Genomic DNA, 17,973 nt, shown 5'->3' on the forward strand with positions numbered 1-17,973 from the left:
GCGTGCGCGTTTGCAGGCGGGCGTAAGGCGTCGATCGGCTATAATTGCACCTTTTTACGAAGCCGAAGATCGACAATGGAAGCAGAACGTCTCAACGCGATCGAAAGCCTTCTGGCCGACCTGCGCCGCCGCGCGGGCGAGCTACGGGGGTATCTTTGACTACGACGCCAAGTCCGCGCGTCTAGCCGAAGTCAACAAGGAACTCGAAGACCCGAACGTCTGGAACGATTCGAAAAACGCCCAGGCGCTCGGCCGTGAGAAGAAGCTGCTCGACGGCGTCGTGACCACGCTCACCGCGCTCGGCAACGACCTGCGCGACGCGCAGGATCTGTTCGACATGGCGCGCGAGGAAGCCGACGAAGACACGCTCGTCGCCTGCGAATCCGACGCCGATGCGCTGCGTCTGCGCGTCGAAGACATGGAATTCCGCCGGATGTTCTCGAACCCGGCCGATCCGAACAACTGCTTCATCGACATTCAGGCGGGCGCGGGCGGCACCGAAGCGTGCGACTGGGCGTCCATGCTGCTGCGCCAGTACCTCCGCTACTGCGAGCGCAAGGGCTTCAAGACCGAAGTGCTCGAAGAATCCGAAGGCGATGTCGCGGGCATCAAGAGCGCGACGATCAAGGTCGAAGGCGAATACGCGTACGGCTATCTGCGCACCGAAACGGGCATTCACCGCCTCGTGCGCAAATCGCCGTTCGACTCGTCGGGCGGGCGTCATACGTCGTTCTCGTCGGTGTTCGTGTATCCGGAAATCGACGATTCGATCGAAATCGAAATCAATCCCGCCGATATCCGCACGGACACGTATCGCGCGTCGGGCGCGGGCGGCCAGCACATCAACAAGACGGATTCCGCCGTGCGTCTCACGCACGCGCCGACCGGCATCGTCGTGCAGTGCCAGAACGACCGCTCGCAGCACCGCAATCGCGCGGAAGCCATGCAGATGCTGAAGGCGCGTCTCTACGAATTCGAGATGCGCAAGCGCCAGGCCGAACAGGACAAGCTCGAATCGAGCAAGACCGACGTGGGCTGGGGCCATCAGATCCGTTCCTACGTGCTCGACCAGAGCCGCGTGAAGGACCTGCGCACCAGCGTGGAAATGAGCAACACGCGCGCCGTGCTCGACGGCGACCTCGACGACTTCATCAGCGCGAGCCTGAAACAGGGCGTTTAAACCGCCGGCGCGGATATCGGCTCCGGTATCCGCGCAATTCGTTTCGACTCATCGCGCATCCGCCTCGCATCAAAATCCAAGAATCATCATGACCGAACCGACTCAACCGAGCGCCGCTCCCGAACTGGAAGACAACCAGATCATCGCCGAGCGCCGCGACAAGCTGCGCTCGCTGCGTGAGCAAGGCGTCGCTTATCCGAACGACTTCCGCCCGACGCATCAGGCGGCCGCGCTGCAAGGCGAATACGCCGACATCGACAAGGAAGCGCTCGAAGCGAATCCCCTGCCCGTCGCGCTCGCCGGCCGCATGATGCTCAAGCGCGTGATGGGCAAGGCGAGCTTCGCCACGGTTCAGGACGGCAGCGGCCAGATTCAGTTCTTCGTGACGCCCGCCGACGTCGGCGCGGACACTTACGAAGCGTTCAAGAAGTGGGATCTGGGCGATATCGTCGCGGCGCGCGGCGTGCTGTTCCGCACGAACAAGGGCGAACTGTCGGTGCGCTGCACGGAACTGCGTCTGCTCTCGAAGGCGCTGCGTCCGCTGCCGGACAAGTTCCACGGCCTCGCCGATCAGGAAATGCGCTATCGCCAGCGTTACGTCGATCTGATCGTCACGCCGGAATCGCGCAAGACGTTCATGGCGCGCACGAAGGCGGTCACGTCGATCCGCAACTTCATGGCGCACGCGAACTTCATGGAAGTCGAAACGCCGATGCTGCACCCGATTCCCGGCGGCGCGGCGGCCAAGCCTTTCGTCACGCATCACAACGCGCTCGACATGCAGATGTTCCTGCGCATCGCGCCGGAGCTTTATCTGAAGCGGCTGATCGTCGGCGGCTTCGAGCGCGTGTTCGAGATCAATCGCAATTTCCGGAACGAAGGCGTGTCGCCGCGTCACAATCCGGAATTCACGATGATGGAGTTCTACGCAGCCTACACCGATTACCAGTGGCTCATGGACTTCACCGAGCAACTGATCCGCCAAGCCGCGATCGATGCGCTCGGCACCGCGACCATCACGTATCAGGGGCGCGAACTTGACTTGGGCAAGCCCTTCCATCGTCTGACGATCAATCAGGCGATTCAGAAATACGCGCCGAATTACACCGACGAGCAGTTGAACGACGGCGTGTTCATGCGCGCGGAACTCAAGAAGTTCGGCGTCGATACCGCGCAGCCCGCTTTCCTGAACGCCGGCATCGGCGCGCTGCAACTGGCGCTGTTCGAAGAGACGGCGGAATCGCAATTGTGGGAACCGACGTATATCGTCGATTACCCGATCGAAGTGTCGCCGCTCGCGCGTGAATCGGACAGCGTGCCGGGCATCACGGAGCGCTTCGAACTGTTCATCACGGGGCGCGAGATCGCGAACGGCTTCTCGGAATTGAACGATCCGGAAGATCAGGCCGCGCGCTTCCAGAAGCAGGTCGATCAGAAAGACGCGGGCGACGAAGAAGCCATGTATTTCGACGCCGACTACATCCGCGCGCTCGAATACGGCATGCCGCCGACGGGCGGTTGCGGCATCGGCATCGACCGTCTGGTGATGCTCTTGACCGACAGCCCGAGCATCCGCGATGTGATCCTGTTCCCGCATCTGCGGCGCGAAGACTGAGCGAAGGCTCGGTCTTGGTAGCGATAAAGCGCGTCCTTCGGGGCGCGCTTTTTTTGTTTCTGGCTGTGTCTCTGTACCGAAAGTACTTCCCGAAAAGGCCGCGCCGCGTCCGGGGTGGCACCGGATGTGCTTCTGACTCTTTGAAAACGGTCGTTACAACTCGAAAAAGCGCCGATCAGGCGTTTCGATCAAAATAAAACGTAGTCGGCAGTTCGCCTCGAACGGAGGTTCGAAATGGATAACGGGACCAACAAATTTTCGCCCTCGCCGTCGCCTGGCGCGGGCCAGCCGCCGCAGCGGCGTCTGCATCCGCTCATCGCGACGGCGGCGGGCGCGGTCATCGTCGCGAGTCTCGCCGCGACAGCCGCGATCACCGGGCTGTTTCCGGGCGCGTCGAGCACGTCCGCGCAGAGTCCGCAAACTCAAACCGCAGCGGTCGCGCAGCAGCAGCCGGTCGTCAGTCCGGCTGTTCCCGCGCCAACGCAGCAGGTGGCACAGCAAACGGCGCCTCAACCGGTTCAGCAAACCGCGCCGCAGCCTGTTCAGCAAGCGCCCGTGCAGCCTTCCTACGCGCAACAGCCGCCGCCCAAAGCCGCTTACTGTTCGACTTGCGGCACCGTCGAAGCAATTTCCGCCGTGCGCCGCGAGGGGCACGGCACCGGCATCGGCGCGGTGGGCGGCGCGGTGGCGGGCGGTGTCGTCGGCAATCAATTCGGACGCGGCGGTGGCCGCACCGCGATGACGCTGCTCGGCGCGCTCGGCGGCGGCCTCGCGGGCAACTCGGTGGAAAAGCACATTCGCAGCGAAACCGACTATTCCGTGCGCGTGCGGATGGAAAACGGCAAGACGCGCTACTTCACGTACAAGCAGCAGCCGCCGTTCGCGCAGGGCCAGCATGTGCGCGTGCGCAATGGCGTGCTGGAGGCGGGTTGATCGGCTTGATCGGATATTGCGCGGGGATAAAAAAAGCGGCGGGACTTTGCGCCCCGCCGCTTTTGCATCGAACAATGCGCTTTAGTGATCCCGTTGCGAACTGCGCGCGGGGTTCGGCCTGCCGCGTATCGCCATGTAAGCCCACCAGACGTATCCCGAGAAGCCATACAGCACGAACAGGCAAAAGAGCATGACCGGCGGATCGGACGAAACGAGCACGAACGCCACCACGATCAGCAGCACGCCCGCGAACGGCACGCGATACCGCACGTCGAGCGCCTTGCCGCTGTAGAACGGCGCGTTCGATACCATCGTGACGCCCGCGTAAATCGTCAGCGCGAACGCGACCCACGGCAGCCACACGAGCTTGAGCGGCACGCGGTTATCGGTTGCGAGCCACACGAAACCGGCGATCAGCGCAGCCGCGGCCGGCGAAGGCAAGCCCTGGAAGTAACGCTTGTCGACCACGCCGACGTTCGTATTGAAACGCGCGAGCCGCAGCGCCGCGCCCGAGCAATAGACGAACGCCGCGAGCCAGCCCCAGCGCCCGAGGTCCTTCAGCACCCATTCGTACATCACGAGCGCCGGCGCGACGCCGAACGACACCATGTCGGACAGGCTATCGAACTGCTCGCCGAACGCGCTCTGCGTGTGCGTCATGCGGGCGACGCGGCCGTCCATGCCGTCGAGCACCATCGCGACGAAAATGGCGATGGCCGCGATCTCGAACCGCACGTTCATTGCCTGGACGACGGCGAAGAAGCCGCAGAACAGCGCGGCCGTGGTGAACGCGTTCGGCAGCAGATAGATGCCGCGCTTCTTCAGGAACTGCTGCCGCTTCGCGCGCCGCGTCTCCACGACGCCGACGTCCTGAATGGCCTTGTTGCGGCGAAACGCGCGCGGTGGCGTCGCGTTCGCCCGGTTACGGCGCGTCTTGAATGCCGCCATCGAAACCCCCGCGTTATTCCGCGAACTCGGCGAGGATGGTCGACGAGGCGGACACCTTCTCGCCGATCGACACGCGCGGCCGGCTTCCGACCGGCAGATACACGTCGACGCGCGAGCCGAAACGGATGAAGCCGTAGCGCTGACCGCGCGTGAGCGGCTCGCCGGCGTGCACGTAGCAAAGAATGCGTCGCGCGATCAGACCCGCGATCTGCACCGACGTCACCGTATGCCCCGCCGCCGTCTGCAGCACGATCGCGTTGCGCTCGTTTTCCGTGGACGCCTTGTCGACCGCCGCATTCAGATACGCGCCGGGAAAGTACTGGACCTTGGTGATCGCGCCGTCCACAGGCGAACGCTGCGAGTGCACGTTGAACACGTTCATGAACACGCTGATCTTGAGCGCTTCGCGGCCCGCGTACGGATCGTGCGCGGTTTCGACCGCGACGATGCGCCCGTCGGCCGGACACAGCACCGCGTTGGCCTGAGTGGGAATGGGACGCGGCGGATCGCGGAAAAACTGGACGACGAAGATCACGATCAGCCAGAAGATCCAGGCGAAGCCGAAGCCGCCGATCGCCTGCACGAGAATGGCAACGACGGCCGCGATGGCGATGAACGGCCAGCCTTCGCGGGCAATGATCGGATGAGGATAGTTCATGAACGTGTTCTGTGTTTTTTAAAAACCGTAGGATAGCAAAAGCCGCCCGGCGCACAGCGGCTTCCGGGCGGCTTTTAGCGAAGCAAAAAACGTGACGCGCAGACCTTAGTTCTTTGCCTGGTCCACGAGCTTGTTCTTCGCGATCCACGGCATCATCGCGCGGAGCTTTTCGCCCACTTGCTCGATCTGATGCTCCGACGTCAGGCGGCGGCGCGATTGCAGCGTCGGCGCACCCGCGCGGTTCTCGATGATGAAGCTCTTCGCGTACTCGCCGGTCTGGATGTCCTTCAGCACGGCCTTCATCGCCTTCTTCGTCTCTTCCGTGACGATGCGCGGCCCCGTCACGTACTCGCCGTACTCGGCGTTGTTCGAGATCGAGTAGTTCATGTTGGCGATGCCGCCCTCATAGATCAGGTCGACGATCAGCTTCAGTTCGTGCAGGCACTCGAAGTACGCCATTTCCGGCGCGTAGCCCGCTTCGACCAGCGTTTCGAAGCCGGCCTTGATCAGATCGACGGTGCCGCCGCACAGAACCGCTTGCTCGCCGAACAAGTCGGTTTCGGTTTCTTCACGGAAGTTCGTTTCGATGATGCCGGCACGGCCGCCGCCGTTCGCCGCTGCATACGAAAGCGCCACGTCGCGCGCGGAGCCCGACTTGTCTTGCGCGACCGCGATCAGGTGCGGCACGCCGCCGCCCTGGCTGTACGTGTTGCGAACCGTGTGGCCCGGCGCCTTCGGCGCGATCATGATGACGTCCAGATCGGCACGCGGGATCACCTGGCCGTAGTGAACATTGAAGCCGTGCGCGAACGCGAGCGCTGCGCCGTTCTTGATGTTCGCGTGCACTTCGTTCTTGTACACCTCGGCGATCTGCTCGTCGGGCAGCAGCATCATCACGACGTCGGCGCCCTTCACGGCTTCGGCCACTTCCTTGACCGGCAGGCCGGCGTTCTCGGCCTTGCTCCACGATGCGCCGCCCTTACGCAGGCCGACCGTCACGTTCACGCCGCTTTCCTTCAGGTTCAGCGCGTGCGCATGGCCTTGCGAGCCATAGCCGATGATGGTCACTTGCTTGCCCTTGATGAGGGAGAGGTCGGCGTCTTTGTCGTAGAAAACTTTCATGGTGGTTCCTTGCTGGGTCCTGAATCGGGGTTGTGGTTTTGCGTGATGCAATGAATCTGGAATCGCGTGTGGTCCTACACCTTGAGGATGCGCTCGCCCCGGCCGATGCCGGAGCTGCCCGTGCGAACCGTCTCGAGGATCGCCGTGGCGTCGAGCGCCTGAATGAACGCGTCGAGCTTGTCGGAGGCGCCCGTCAGTTCCATCGTGTAGGTCTTTTCGGTCACGTCGATGATGCGGCCGCGGAAGATATCCGCCATCCGCTTCATTTCTTCGCGTTCCTTGCCGACCGCCCTTACCTTGATGAGCATCAGCTCGCGCTCGATGTGGGCGCCCTCTGTCAGGTCGACCACTTTCACCACCTCGATCAGGCGGTTCAGGTGCTTCGTGATCTGTTCGATCACGTCGTCCGAGCCAATGGAGACGATGGTGAGCCGCGACAGCGAGCTGTCTTCCGTCGGCGCCACCGTCAGCGTTTCGATGTTATAGCCGCGCGCGGAAAAGAGTCCGACGACACGCGATAACGCGCCCGGCTCGTTTTCCAGCAAAACGGAGATGATGTGTTTCATGTGTTTTTCCCGAGTATGTCCAGTTGGCATTCATCCGAAAAACCCGCGCGCAGCACGTGTCCTTTTTGAAGACAGGCGCGCGCGAGCCTCGCGAGACAAAGCCGCGTTATAGATCCTCAGATCCGAGCAGCATTTCCGTGATGCCTTTACCGGCTTGCACCATCGGGAATACGTTTTCGGTGGGATCGGTCTGGAAGTCGAGAAACACGGTGCGATCCTTCAGGCGCAGCGCTTCCTTCAGCGCCGGCTCGACGTCCGCCGTCTTTTCGACGCGAATGCCGACATGGCCGTACGCTTCCGCGAGCTTCACGAAATCAGGCAGCGCGTCCATGTACGAACTGGAGTAACGCTTCTTGTATTCGATCTGCTGCCACTGGCGAACCATGCCGAGATAGCGGTTGTTCAGCGAGATGATCTTGACGGGCGTGTTGTACTGCTTGCACGTCGACAGTTCCTGGATGCACATCTGGATGGAACCTTCGCCCGTGATGCAGACGACGTCGTCGTCCGGATAGGCCATCTTCACGCCCATCGCGGCCGGCAGGCCGAAGCCCATCGTGCCGAGACCGCCCGAGTTGATCCAGCGGCGCGGCTTGTTGAACGGATAGAACTGCGCCGCCCACATCTGGTGCTGGCCGACGTCCGAGCAGACGAACGCGTTGCCGTCGGTCAGCTCCGCGAGCTTTTCGACGACGTACTGCGGCTTGATGATCTCGCTCTTGCGGTCGTACGCCAGGCAGTCTTTCGAGCGCCAGCCCTCGATGTCGGTCCACCACGTCTTGAGCGCCTCGGCGTCCGGGCCGTGCTCGGCGTGCTGAAGCTGCTCGATCAGTTCCTTCAGCACTTCCTTCACGTCGCCGACGATGGGGATATCCACCTTCACGCGCTTGGAAATGGACGACGGATCGACGTCGATGTGGATGATCTTGCGCGGCGACGACGCGAAATGCTTCGGGTCGCCGATCACGCGGTCGTCGAAACGCGCGCCGATCGCGATCAGCACGTCGCAGTTCTGCATCGCCATGTTGGCTTCGTACGTGCCGTGCATGCCGAGCATGCCGAGGAACTTCTTGTCGCTCGCGCGGTAGCCGCCGAGGCCCATCAGCGTGTTGGTGACGGGATAGCCGAGCAGATCGGCGAACTGGTTCAGCTCGCGCGACGCATCCGCGAGGATGATGCCGCCGCCCGTGTAGATGTACGGGCGCTTCGCCGACAAGAGCAGTTGCACCGCCTTGCGGATCTGGCCCGAATGGCCTTTCGTGACCGGGTTGTACGAACGCAGCGACACGCTCTTGATCGGCTCGTACTGGCACGGCGCCTTCGACACGTCCTTCGGAATGTCGATCAGCACGGGGCCGGGACGGCCTGTCCGGGCAATGTAGAACGCTTTCTTGATGGTGGCGGCGAGATCGCGCACGTCCTTCACGAGGAAGTTGTGCTTCACGCACGGACGCGTGATGCCGACGGTGTCGCATTCCTGGAACGCGTCGAGGCCGATGGCCGCAGTGGGCACCTGGCCGCTGATGACGACGAGCGGAATGGAATCCATGTAGGCCGTGGCGATGCCGGTGACGGCATTGGTGACGCCCGGACCCGAAGTCACGAGGCACACGCCGACTTTGCCGGTCGAACGCGAATACGCGTCGGCAGCGTGCACGGCGGCCTGCTCGTGGCGCACGAGAATGTGCTGGATCTGGTCCTGCTTGTACAGCTCGTCGTAGATGTAGAGTACCGAGCCGCCGGGATAGCCCCAGATGAACTCGACGTTCTCGTCGGCGAGCGCGCGCATGAGCACGGTGCCGCCGATGGAGTCAGCGTCGTGGGGAGGAGTGGTATCCGACGTGGAGAATTCCGCGCTGGGCATATTCATTCATCACCTTTCGAATTTTCGGCAAAAAATTGATCGGGTGCTCTCTGCCGGGCTTGTGGCTCGGGTTCAAGCGGCGCGTCTTGGTTTGACAGGCGTGCTTCTTGGGCTCGCCTCAAAGCAGACATTTCACTTTATGATGCGAGTCGGAAAAGATATCCCGATTTTGCGAAACGGGTCAAGCGAAAATTTTCCTGACGATTGTCCGCAGGGCTGGCGTCGCGCTGAAAAACCGCCGGCCGCGCAAGCCGACTGGCGAAAAAGAGCACCGTCCCGGCGCAACAAATTGCTCCGGCTGTTTCCGGGGACGGCGAAAATTTGCTAGCATCCGCAGGTTTCCCTGCAACTCCATAATCTCTTTCGACGCAAATTCGTTGCGCCGGGTCCCCAACGGATGGCATCAGACAAGGAACTCGCCGACTTTCTGGCGGGCGTCGAAAGACGCGCGTTCAAACAGACCGTCTACACCGTGCGCGATGACGACGCGGCGCTCGACATCGTCCAGGACGCCATGATCAAGCTCGCGGAAAAGTACGGCGACCGTCCTCCCGCCGAGCTTCCGCTTTTGTTCCAGCGTATCCTTCAGAATGCGACGCACGACTACTTTCGCCGTCAGAAGGTGCGCAACACCTGGGTGAGCCTGTTCTCGTCGTTCGGCAGCGCGGACGACGACGAATTCGATCCGCTCGAAACTTTCGAGGCGGAAAGCGGCACCGGCAGCGAGAGCAGCGAAAACAGGCTGGAGCGTGAACAGGTGCTGAACCTGATCGACGCGGAAATCCAGAAGTTACCGGCGCGTCAACGAGAAGCTTTTCTCATGCGTTACTGGGAAGATATGGATGTCGCCGAGACGGCCGCCGCGATGGGCTGCTCCGAGGGTAGCGTGAAGACGCACTGTTCACGCGCCACGCACGCACTCGCGCAAGCCCTGAAAGCCAAAGGGATCACGCTATGAGTTCCGCTCTTGAAACAAACGAAAACGAGTTCGCGCTGAAGGTCGTGCGCGCGCTCGACGAAAGCACGTCGAACATTCCCGCCGCAGCCGCCGACCGCCTCGCGCTCGCGCGCCGCGCGGCCATTGCGCGCAAGAAGCCCGAGAAAGTGGCCGTCGCCGCGTTCACACCCGCATTCACGCCGGCGTTCGCTGGCGCGGCAGGCGGTCTGGGCGGCGCGGGCGATCCCGGCGACGACCCGCGCGCCCGCAAGAGCCTCTTCGCACGGCTCGGCGGCTTCGGGCTGGCCTGGCCGGTGGTGGCGCTGGCCGTCGCGCTCGCGGGCGTCGCGTACTGGGAAGACCAGCAGCGCAAGGCCGAACTCGCCGACATCGACGCTGCCATGATGAGCGACAGCCTGCCGCTCGACGCCTATCTCGATCACGGCTTCAACGCGTATCTGACGCGCAATCACTAAGCATCAGTCAACAAGCAACAACGGAGCGGGGGAATTTTCGGGTGAGTTACAAGCGCGGTCTCGCGATTGTTTTCGGCTGCGCGATTGCGGGTCTGGTCGCGTTCGCCGCCACTTATCCGCGCTTCTATTCGTCCCCCGCCGCCGCGCCTGCATCCGCCGCTGCGCCCATCGGCGCCAGTACCGGCGCGGATACCGAAATCCTGCCGCTCGCCGCGCTGTCGTCGAATCCGCTTTCGTGGAGCCGGCTGACGGAGGCGCAGCGCGTCGCGCTCGCGCCGTTCGCCACGCAGTGGGATTCCTTCAGCGACGAACGCAAGCAGAAGTGGCTGAAGATCGCGTCGCGGTATCACCGGATGTCGCCGGAAGCGCAGAAGCGCCTGCAACAGCGGATGCAGGAGTGGGTTCGCATGACGCCCGACGAACGCAAGGTCGCGCGGGAAAACTATCAGGTGTCGAAGTCCGTGCCGCTGGACAAGCGCGAGCGGGCGTGGGACGCCTATCAGAAGCTGCCGGAAGAGCAGAAGAAAAAGCTCGCCGCGAGCGAGCACAATCGCCGCCCGACCGTCGTGAGCGCGCCGCCGACCGGCAAGACCGAAGTGAAGGACATCAACCGCCTCGTGACCGCGCGCGAGCAAGGCCACGGCCCCGCGCGCGCGGGCGGTGAACCGGGCGCGGGGGCGTCGGTGCCGGCCATGCCGTCGCAGCCGGCCATCCCGAACGCGGCCAGCATCGTTCCCGCCACGCCGATTCCCGTTTCCCCGCAGCAAGCGCCGTCGATGTACAACGGATCGTGACGGATCGTGAGCGCGCCCGAGTGAACGCCCCCGCCGCCGTCCCGCCGCTTCACGCGCCCGCGCTGCGCCGCCGTCTCGCGACGATGGTCTACGAAGGCGTCATCCTGTTCGGCGTGGTGTTCCTCGCCGGTTATCTCTTCAGCACGCTCACGCAGCAGCGCGACGGCCTCACGCATCACAATCTGCTGATGTCGTGGATCGGCGTCGTGCTCGCCGCGTACTTCGTGTGGTTCTGGACCCACGGCGGCCAGACCCTGCCGATGAAAACCTGGCGCCTCAAGGTCGTCGATGCCCACGGCCAGCCGGTCAAACCCGGCCGCGCCCTCGCCCGCTACGCGCTCGCGTGGCTGTGGTTCCTGCCGCCGCTCGCGCTGCATCCGCTCCTCTCGCTCGCCGTGCCGCAAACGCTCGTCGTGTTCGCGGCGTGGGTGGCGCTCTGGGCCGCCGCCGTCTTTCTCGATCCGGCGCGCCAGTTTCTGCACGATCGTCTCGCCGGCACGCGCATCGTCGCGGCGCAGGCGGCCGTCGGCAAAAATCCCGCGTAATAAGAACTTCTCGTGACTGTCACGGCTCGGTCACGGCCGCGTGGCGCAATGCGCATACCAAAACCCGATGCGCGAGCCAATGCCCTCGAACTCGTCTGTCACGCCGGCCATCGATCCCTCCCCGGCCTACTGGTTTCGCAGCACCGGCGTCACGCTGCCGTCCAGTCCGCCCGAAACGTCCGACCCGGTCACTGAAGGCGATTCCGCGGACGGCCCGCATCGCTATCGGGCGATCTGGCTGTCCGACATCCACCTAGGCTCCGGCGGATGCCAGGCGTCCTATCTGCTCGATTTTCTGCGGCACCACGACTCGGATTATCTGTATCTCGTCGGCGACATCATCGACGGATGGCAGTTGCGCAAAGGCTGGTTCTGGCCGCAGGCGCACAACGACGTCGTGCAGAAAATCCTGCGCAAGGCGCGCAAGGGCACGCAGGTCGTCTACATCCCCGGCAATCACGACGAAGCCGCGCGCCAGTTCTGCGATCTCGCGTTCGGCGACATCCACGTGCGCGGCGAAGCGTTCCACACGACGCTCGCGGGCAAGCGCCTGTGGATCGTGCACGGCGATCTCTTCGACGGCGTCATTCAGCACGCAAAGTGGCTCGCCTATCTCGGCGACACCGCGTACACCGCGATCCTGCTGCTCAACCGCTGGTTCAATCGCGTGCGCACGAAGCTCGGCTTCAATTACTGGTCGCTCTCGCAGTACCTGAAGCATCAAGTGAAGAACGCGGTCAACTTCATTTCGCAGTTCGAACGCGTGATGACCGATGAAGCGCGCCGCCGCGGCTGCGACGGCGTCGTGTGCGGTCATATCCACAAGGCGGAAATCCGCGACATCGACGGCATGCTGTATTGCAACGACGGCGACTGGGTCGAAAGCCTGTCCGCGCTCGTCGAGACCTTCGACGGCGAATTGAAGATCGTCTACTGGACCGTCATCCGCTCGCCCGAGCAACGCCCCGTCAAGACGCGCGCCACGGTTTGAGCGCACGCGTCATCCTTCTGGAATCGCTATGAAAATCATGATCGTGACCGATGCATGGGAGCCGCAGGTCAACGGCGTCGTGCGGACGCTCAAGAACACGGGCAAGGAACTGATGGCGCTCGGGCATCGCGTGGAAATGCTCACGCCGCTCGAGTTCAGGACGATTCCCTGCCCGACGTATCCCGAGATTCGTCTCTCGCTGATGCCGCGCCGCCATGTCGCCGAACGTATCGATGCCTTCGAACCCGACGCGCTGCATATCGCGACCGAAGGACCGCTCGGCCTTGCCGCGCGCGCGTATGCGCTGCGTCACAAGCTGCCGTTCACGACCGCGTATCACACGCGCTTTCCCGAGTACGTGAAGGCGCGCTTCGGCGTTCCGCTGCCGCTCACGTATCGATTCCTGCGCTGGTTTCATGGGCGCTCGCAGGCGGTGATGGCGCCCACGCCCGTCGTCAAGGACGATCTGGAGCGCTACGGATTCACGAACGTCGTGCTGTGGACGCGCGGCGTCGATCTCGACATCTTTCATCCGATGGACTCGAAGGTGCTCAACACCGCGCGGCCGATCTTCCTGTACGTGGGGCGCGTGGCCGTCGAGAAGAACGTGGAGGCGTTTCTGAAGCTCGATTTGCCCGGCTCGAAGTGGGTCGCGGGCGAAGGTCCGGCGCTCGCGGAGCTGAAGTCGCGCTATACGAACGTGAACTATCTCGGCGTGCTGTCGCAGCCGGAACTCGCGAAGGTCTACGCCGCCGCCGATGTCTTCGTGTTCCCGAGCCGCACCGATACGTTCGGCCTCGTGCTCCTCGAAGCGATGGCCTGCGGCACGCCCGTGGCGGCGTATCCGGTGACGGGTCCGATCGACGTGCTCGGCCAGCACGGCCCCGGCGCGCTCGACGAAGACTTGCGCGAGGCGTGTCTCAAGGCGCTGACGATCGATCGCGCCGACGCCCGCGCGTGGGCGGAACGCTTTTCGTGGCGCGCGGCGTCGGAGCAGTTCGCATCGCATTTGCGGCGATTCGGGCCGCGCGCGCCGAGTTCCGACCGGGCGGCTGCATGACGCGTCGCGCGCTTGCCGACCAACGGGCCGAAGACGACGAAGAAGAGCGCGGCGAACCGCTCAGCACCGACGACCTGCCCTTCAATCCCTACAAGGGCAATCGCGGCGTCACCCGCGCGTGGCACGCGATGAAGAATTCCATTTCGGGATTTCGCGTCGCGATCCGCGAGGAAAGCGCGTTCCGGCAGGAATTGACGCTCGCGGCCATCCTGCTGCCGTGCAGCCTGATCGTGCCGGTCGAGCCGGTCGAGCGCGCGGCGCTGATCGCGTCGGTGCTGCTGGTGCTGATCGTCGAGCTGCTGAATTCGAGCGTCGAGGCGGCCATCGACCGCATCTCGCTTGAACGCCACGAACTCTCGAAGCGCGCGAAGGACTTCGGCAGCGGCGCCGTGATGATCGCGCTCGCGACGTGCGTCGTCACCTGGACGCTGATCCTGTGGCCGCTCGCGCCGGCCTTCGCCGCGTGGTTCGAACGGCTCGCACTGTGATCCGAACGTTTTTCCACACCATCTCGTAAAGGGGAAAACCCCGCCCGGGAACCAAGCCCGGAACGGCAGAGGCGCAGTTTATAATCGTCCGATATTCTCAAAAATAGCAACGGAACCGGACGCGGGCGCGCGCTGCACGCTCGCGAGCGCCGGATGCCAAGGTCGGACGACATGGAAGCCAAACCTCCCCGCCGCACCCGCGAACGGATTCTCGAGCTGTCACTGAAGTTGTTCAACGATATCGGCGAGCCGAACGTCACCACGACGACCATCGCCGAGGAAATGGAGATTAGTCCAGGGAACCTGTACTACCATTTCCGGAACAAGGACGACATCATCAACAGCATCTTCGCGCAGTTCGAGCAGCAGATTCAGAAGCGGCTGCGGTTTCCGGACGACCATCGTCCGACGATCGACGAGATGTGGTCCTATCTGCAGTACATGGCCGATTTCCTGTGGACGTACCGGTTCCTGTACCGCGACCTGAACGATCTGCTCGCGCGCAACCGCACGCTCGAGACGCACTTCAAGCAGATCATCACGCACAAGGTGCGCTTCGCCGGGCAGTTGTGCGAAGCGCTCGTCGCCGATCAGGAAATGGTCGCGACGCCTGCGGAAATCGAGGTGATCGCGACAAACATCGGCGTGATCGCGACGTACTGGCTGTCGTATCAGTACGTGATGAATCCGCGCAAATACAACGATCAGGAAGCGATCCGCGCGGAACTGCATCAGGTGAGCGTGCACATCATCTCGATCATGGCGCCGTATTTGCGCGGGCGCTCGCGTCAGCTTTTCGACGATCTGGTGTCCGGTAAACTACCCAAGCGCGAATATGCGGATTTTCTTCCGCCGCGCGACGATGCGGCCAGCGCATCGAAGACCGAAACACCGAAGGATTCCCGATAATGAAGGCAGTCTGTGTCTATTGCGGCTCCGCGACCGGAGCCCGCCCCGTCTATGCCGAAGCGGCCAAGGCATTCGGCCGCGCGCTCGTCGAAGCCGATTTGTCGCTCGTGTATGGCGGCGGCCGCGTCGGCCTCATGGGCCTCATCGCCGATGAAGTGCTCGCCGCCGGCGGACGCGCGGTCGGCGTCATCCCCGAATTGCTGCTCGCGAAGGAAGTGGGCCATACGGATCTCACCGAACTGCACGTCGTGCCCGACATGCACGAGCGCAAGAAGAAAATGGCCGATCTCTCCGACGCCTTCGTCGCGATGCCCGGCGGCGTCGGCACCTTCGAGGAGTTCTTCGAAGTCTATACGTGGGCGCAACTCGGCTATCACCAGAAGCCGGTCGGCCTTTTGAACGTGAACGGCTATTTCGAGCCGCTCCTGTCGATGCTGCGTCATACCGTCGACGAGGGCTTCATGCGCAAGCCGTATCTCGACTTGATTCAGGTCGCCGCCGAACCCGGCGAGATGATCGCGAAGCTCGAAACCTACACCCCGCCCGTTCACGACAAGTGGACGGAAAACCGCAACGTCGTCTGAGGACCGAATCGATGTCGAAAGTCATCCTGATTACCGGAGCAAGCCGCGGCATCGGCCGCTCGGCTGCGCTGCTCGCGGGCGCGCGCGGCTGGTCGGTCGGCGTGAACTACGCGTCGAACGCACAAGCCGCCGATGAAACCGTCGCCGCCGTGCGGGCCGCGGGCGGCAAGGCCATCGCGATTCAGGGCGACGTGCGCGACGAAGCCGCGATCATCGCGATGTTCGACGCCACCGAAGAAGCCTTCGGCAAGCTCGACGGCGTGGTGAACAACGCGGGCATCGTCGCTCCGGGATCGCCGCTGGCGGAGATGGACATCGAACGGCTCAGGCGCATCTTCGACACCAACGTGCTCGGCGCGTATCTCTGCGCGCGCGAAGCGGCGCGGCGGCTTTCGCGTTCGCGCGGCGGCAAGGGCGGCGCGCTCGTGAACGTGTCGTCGGCGGCGGCGCGGCTCGGTGCGCCGAACGAATACGTCGACTATGCGGGATCGAAAGGCGCGATCGATGTGCTGACCATCGGGCTTTCGAAGGAACTCGGGCCGCAAGGCGTGCGCGTGAACGCGATCCGCCCCGGTCTCATCGAAACCGACATCCACGCGAGCGGCGGCCGTCCGGACCGCGCGCAGGTGCTCGGCGTGCAGACACCGCTCGGGCGTCCCGGCACCGCCGATGAAGTCGGCGAAACCATCGTGTGGCTGCTGTCGGATGCGTCGTCGTACGTGACGGGCGCGATTCTGGACGTGACCGGCGGGCGCTGATTTCCCGCCGCGCGTCAGGCGTGGTCACGCGTTCTCGGGCGCGAAACGCAGCTGATAGCCGCGCGCTTCGAGCATGCGTGCGATATCCATCTCGCGGAACGCCCGCTCCGCGATGCTGCGCTTCGTCCGATATTGAATGACCGGCGGATCGATGCCGATAAGCCGCCGCCATTTGCAGTGCTGGCCGAAGAGCGACATCATGTCGACCTCGCGATGCACCGGCCCCGCGTGTTCGATGCCGAAGCGCAGACACATCTCGACCGGCGCGAACCGCAGGCCGACGGCTTCGAGTTCGGGTCGCAGCACGCACGTAAGCTGCACGTCTTCGTTGAGCGCGCAGTTCGTCCATTCCACCTTGATCGCATCGCCGCCGAACTTGTCGGGCGCGGGAATCGTCATTTTGATTTCGGGATGATCGATGAGCGCGCGCATCATGCGCCGGCTGCGCAGGCAGAAGCCGCCGTTGATCACCGGCATCACCGTGTGGCCGGGCTTGTCCAGTTCGGCGCCCCATTTGTAGTGCGTGACCCAGCGCGTGCCCGCTTCCGAATCGATGCGCCCCACGTGCGCCGCCGGGCCGACGTAATCGTAGTCGAGGAAGTCGTCGCTCCAGTTGGCGGTGTCGAGCACCCAGCCGTCGTCCTGAACGATCAGCGCGAATTCCGTGTCGACCACGCGCCAGAGCGCGTACATCATGAACCACGAGTATTCGTGATAACTGAGCGGCGCGATCTTGCGATGCTCGATGCCGTCCGGCAGGTTCGCGGGCGCGTTCGGGCTGCACAGCACGGCGCGCGCGCCCGGCATCTGCCGCTGGCTCAGGACGAGCGCGTACACGGCGCGCGTCGCGTCCGGCAGTCCCGTCACGGAAACGAGGGTGATCTTGCTGAAGTCTTTCATCGCGCTCTGAGGAGATAAAAGCGATGAAAGTAAGCCGGCACGCGGCGCGCGGCTATCGAAGGAATTCTAGAAGCCGCCGTATTCCGCGAGCCACGAGGCTTCTTCGGGCGACGTCTCGCGCCCCAGAATGCGATTGCGATGCGGATAACGCCCGAAGCGCCCGATCACGTCCGCGTGCTCCGCCGCCGATTCGTGGAAGCTCGACACGCCCGTCTCGTCCTTCAGCTTGCCGAAAAGACACAGCGATTCGCGCTGGCTTTCAATCGATTCGTCGTGCAGGAACGGCATATACGCGAACGCGCGATGAAACGCGCTCGGCAAGCGCAGATCGTCGCCTGTTTCGACGAGCGATTTCGCCAGCGCGAGCGCCCGCGCGTCGCCCGCGAACGCACGCGGCGTATGGCGATGGCAATTGCGCGAGAACTGATCCAGCAGCACGATCAGCGCGAGCGTGCCGAGCGGCGAGCGTTCCCAGTCGCGCAAGCCGCCCGCCTGTGCTTCGTCGAGCAAGGCGCCGAATCGCCCGGCGAGCATTGCGTCGAACGCGCGCTTCTTTTTCCACCACGTCTTGCGCTCGGTCCCGAATTCGGGCGATCCCGCCGCGCCGAACCAGACATCGAGCACGTCCTGCGCGCGCGGATCGAT

At 63.6% G+C, this 17,973-nt stretch carries 21 protein-coding genes; 14 read left to right on the forward strand and 7 right to left on the reverse strand.

Annotated features, from left to right (window positions below; genetic code table 11):
* Positions 1 to 75 precede the first annotated feature (75 nt).
* From prfB to NCR39_RS08805, 3 genes are all read left to right on the forward strand, one after another.
* Positions 76 to 1,180, forward strand: a protein-coding gene (gene prfB, locus NCR39_RS08795) for a peptide chain release factor 2 (RefSeq protein WP_250451846.1) whose coding sequence is annotated in 2 segments (ribosomal slippage) — positions 76 to 147 and positions 149 to 1,180 — 1,104 coding nt in all. Because the reading frame shifts where the segments join, the coding sequence is not laid out codon by codon here.
* A gap of 88 nt (positions 1,181 to 1,268) precedes the next feature.
* Positions 1,269 to 2,795, forward strand: coding sequence for a lysine--tRNA ligase (gene lysS / locus NCR39_RS08800; protein ID WP_250451847.1), 1,527 nt, complete (start codon positions 1,269 to 1,271; stop codon positions 2,793 to 2,795).
* 234 nt (positions 2,796 to 3,029) lie between these two features.
* Positions 3,030 to 3,728 (forward strand): glycine zipper 2TM domain-containing protein, encoded by a 699-nt coding sequence (locus NCR39_RS08805; protein ID WP_250451848.1) that lies wholly within the window; start codon positions 3,030 to 3,032, stop codon positions 3,726 to 3,728.
* Positions 3,729 to 3,809: 81 nt separating this feature from the next.
* Here the strand turns inward: NCR39_RS08805 and pssA are convergent, their stop codons facing one another.
* The 5 genes from pssA to NCR39_RS08830 all read right to left on the reverse strand — a co-directional run bounded on the left by pssA (position 3,810) and on the right by NCR39_RS08830 (position 8,892).
* Positions 3,810 to 4,676: a CDP-diacylglycerol--serine O-phosphatidyltransferase gene (gene pssA / locus NCR39_RS08810; protein WP_250451849.1), complete on the reverse strand. Its 867-nt coding sequence runs from the start codon at positions 4,674 to 4,676 to the stop codon at positions 3,810 to 3,812.
* A 13-nt stretch (positions 4,677 to 4,689) separates the two neighbouring features.
* Positions 4,690 to 5,334, reverse strand: a complete 645-nt coding sequence (locus NCR39_RS08815) for a phosphatidylserine decarboxylase (RefSeq protein WP_040051510.1) — start codon at positions 5,332 to 5,334, stop codon at positions 4,690 to 4,692.
* 105 nt (positions 5,335 to 5,439) lie between these two features.
* Positions 5,440 to 6,456: a ketol-acid reductoisomerase gene (ilvC, locus tag NCR39_RS08820; RefSeq protein WP_040051509.1), complete on the reverse strand. Its 1,017-nt coding sequence runs from the start codon at positions 6,454 to 6,456 to the stop codon at positions 5,440 to 5,442.
* A 74-nt stretch (positions 6,457 to 6,530) separates the two neighbouring features.
* Positions 6,531 to 7,022, reverse strand: a complete 492-nt coding sequence (ilvN, locus tag NCR39_RS08825; RefSeq protein ID WP_008341906.1) for an acetolactate synthase small subunit — start codon at positions 7,020 to 7,022, stop codon at positions 6,531 to 6,533.
* 106 nt (positions 7,023 to 7,128) lie between these two features.
* The gene (locus NCR39_RS08830; RefSeq protein ID WP_250451850.1) at positions 7,129 to 8,892 is read right to left on the reverse strand and encodes an acetolactate synthase 3 catalytic subunit; all 1,764 of its coding nucleotides are present in this window, start codon (positions 8,890 to 8,892) and stop codon (positions 7,129 to 7,131) included.
* On the opposite strand from NCR39_RS08830, the gene NCR39_RS08835 reads away from it, so the two are divergent.
* The 11 genes from NCR39_RS08835 to NCR39_RS08885 all read left to right on the forward strand — a co-directional run bounded on the left by NCR39_RS08835 (position 8,864) and on the right by NCR39_RS08885 (position 16,428).
* The gene (locus NCR39_RS08835; RefSeq protein WP_250451851.1) at positions 8,864 to 9,214 is read left to right on the forward strand and encodes a hypothetical protein; all 351 of its coding nucleotides are present in this window, start codon (positions 8,864 to 8,866) and stop codon (positions 9,212 to 9,214) included. The two genes, NCR39_RS08830 and NCR39_RS08835, sit on opposite strands and share 29 nt — an antisense overlap.
* Positions 9,215 to 9,283: 69 nt before the next feature.
* Positions 9,284 to 9,844 (forward strand): RNA polymerase sigma factor, encoded by a 561-nt coding sequence (locus NCR39_RS08840; RefSeq protein WP_040051507.1) that lies wholly within the window; start codon positions 9,284 to 9,286, stop codon positions 9,842 to 9,844.
* Positions 9,841 to 10,299 carry a DUF3619 family protein gene (locus tag NCR39_RS08845; protein WP_250451852.1) on the forward strand — a complete coding sequence of 153 codons (459 nt, stop codon included), beginning with the start codon at positions 9,841 to 9,843 and terminating at the stop codon, positions 10,297 to 10,299. Before NCR39_RS08840 ends, NCR39_RS08845 begins: the two co-directional genes overlap by 4 nt.
* A gap of 41 nt (positions 10,300 to 10,340) precedes the next feature.
* Complete coding sequence (locus NCR39_RS08850; protein ID WP_250451853.1) at positions 10,341 to 11,093, forward strand: DUF3106 domain-containing protein; 753 nt, start codon at positions 10,341 to 10,343, stop codon at positions 11,091 to 11,093.
* 20 nt (positions 11,094 to 11,113) lie between these two features.
* Positions 11,114 to 11,638, forward strand: a complete 525-nt coding sequence (locus NCR39_RS08855) for an RDD family protein (protein ID WP_250451854.1) — start codon at positions 11,114 to 11,116, stop codon at positions 11,636 to 11,638.
* Between the two features lie 79 nt (positions 11,639 to 11,717).
* Positions 11,718 to 12,629 carry a UDP-2,3-diacylglucosamine diphosphatase gene (locus tag NCR39_RS08860; RefSeq protein WP_040051503.1) on the forward strand — a complete coding sequence of 304 codons (912 nt, stop codon included), beginning with the start codon at positions 11,718 to 11,720 and terminating at the stop codon, positions 12,627 to 12,629.
* Between the two features lie 28 nt (positions 12,630 to 12,657).
* Positions 12,658 to 13,689 (forward strand): glycosyltransferase family 4 protein, encoded by a 1,032-nt coding sequence (locus tag NCR39_RS08865; protein WP_250451855.1) that lies wholly within the window; start codon positions 12,658 to 12,660, stop codon positions 13,687 to 13,689.
* A complete protein-coding gene (locus NCR39_RS08870; RefSeq protein ID WP_502800197.1) occupies positions 13,647 to 14,177 on the forward strand; it encodes a diacylglycerol kinase in 531 nt (176 codons plus the stop codon). Before NCR39_RS08865 ends, NCR39_RS08870 begins: the two co-directional genes overlap by 43 nt.
* 171 nt (positions 14,178 to 14,348) lie before the next feature.
* The gene (locus tag NCR39_RS08875; RefSeq protein ID WP_040051500.1) at positions 14,349 to 15,086 is read left to right on the forward strand and encodes a TetR/AcrR family transcriptional regulator; all 738 of its coding nucleotides are present in this window, start codon (positions 14,349 to 14,351) and stop codon (positions 15,084 to 15,086) included.
* On the forward strand, positions 15,086 to 15,670 hold the full coding sequence (locus NCR39_RS08880; protein WP_250451856.1) for an LOG family protein: 585 nt from the start codon (positions 15,086 to 15,088) through the stop codon (positions 15,668 to 15,670). Before NCR39_RS08875 ends, NCR39_RS08880 begins: the two co-directional genes overlap by 1 nt.
* An 11-nt stretch (positions 15,671 to 15,681) precedes the next feature.
* Entirely contained in the window at positions 15,682 to 16,428 is a 747-nt protein-coding gene (locus NCR39_RS08885; protein ID WP_250451857.1) for an SDR family oxidoreductase, read from the forward strand.
* Between the two features lie 24 nt (positions 16,429 to 16,452).
* Here the strand turns inward: NCR39_RS08885 and NCR39_RS08890 are convergent, their stop codons facing one another.
* Both NCR39_RS08890 and NCR39_RS08895 read right to left on the reverse strand, forming a co-directional pair.
* Positions 16,453 to 17,328, reverse strand: coding sequence for a DUF5672 family protein (locus tag NCR39_RS08890; protein ID WP_250451858.1), 876 nt, complete (start codon positions 17,326 to 17,328; stop codon positions 16,453 to 16,455).
* A gap of 66 nt (positions 17,329 to 17,394) precedes the next feature.
* Positions 17,395 to 17,973 (reverse strand): DUF924 family protein, encoded by a 579-nt coding sequence (locus NCR39_RS08895; RefSeq protein WP_250452037.1) that lies wholly within the window; start codon positions 17,971 to 17,973, stop codon positions 17,395 to 17,397.

The sequence above is a fragment of the Caballeronia sp. ATUFL_M2_KS44 genome (assembly GCF_023630965.1).
In the GTDB taxonomy this organism is placed as follows: Bacteria; Pseudomonadota; Gammaproteobacteria; order Burkholderiales; family Burkholderiaceae; genus Caballeronia; species Caballeronia concitans.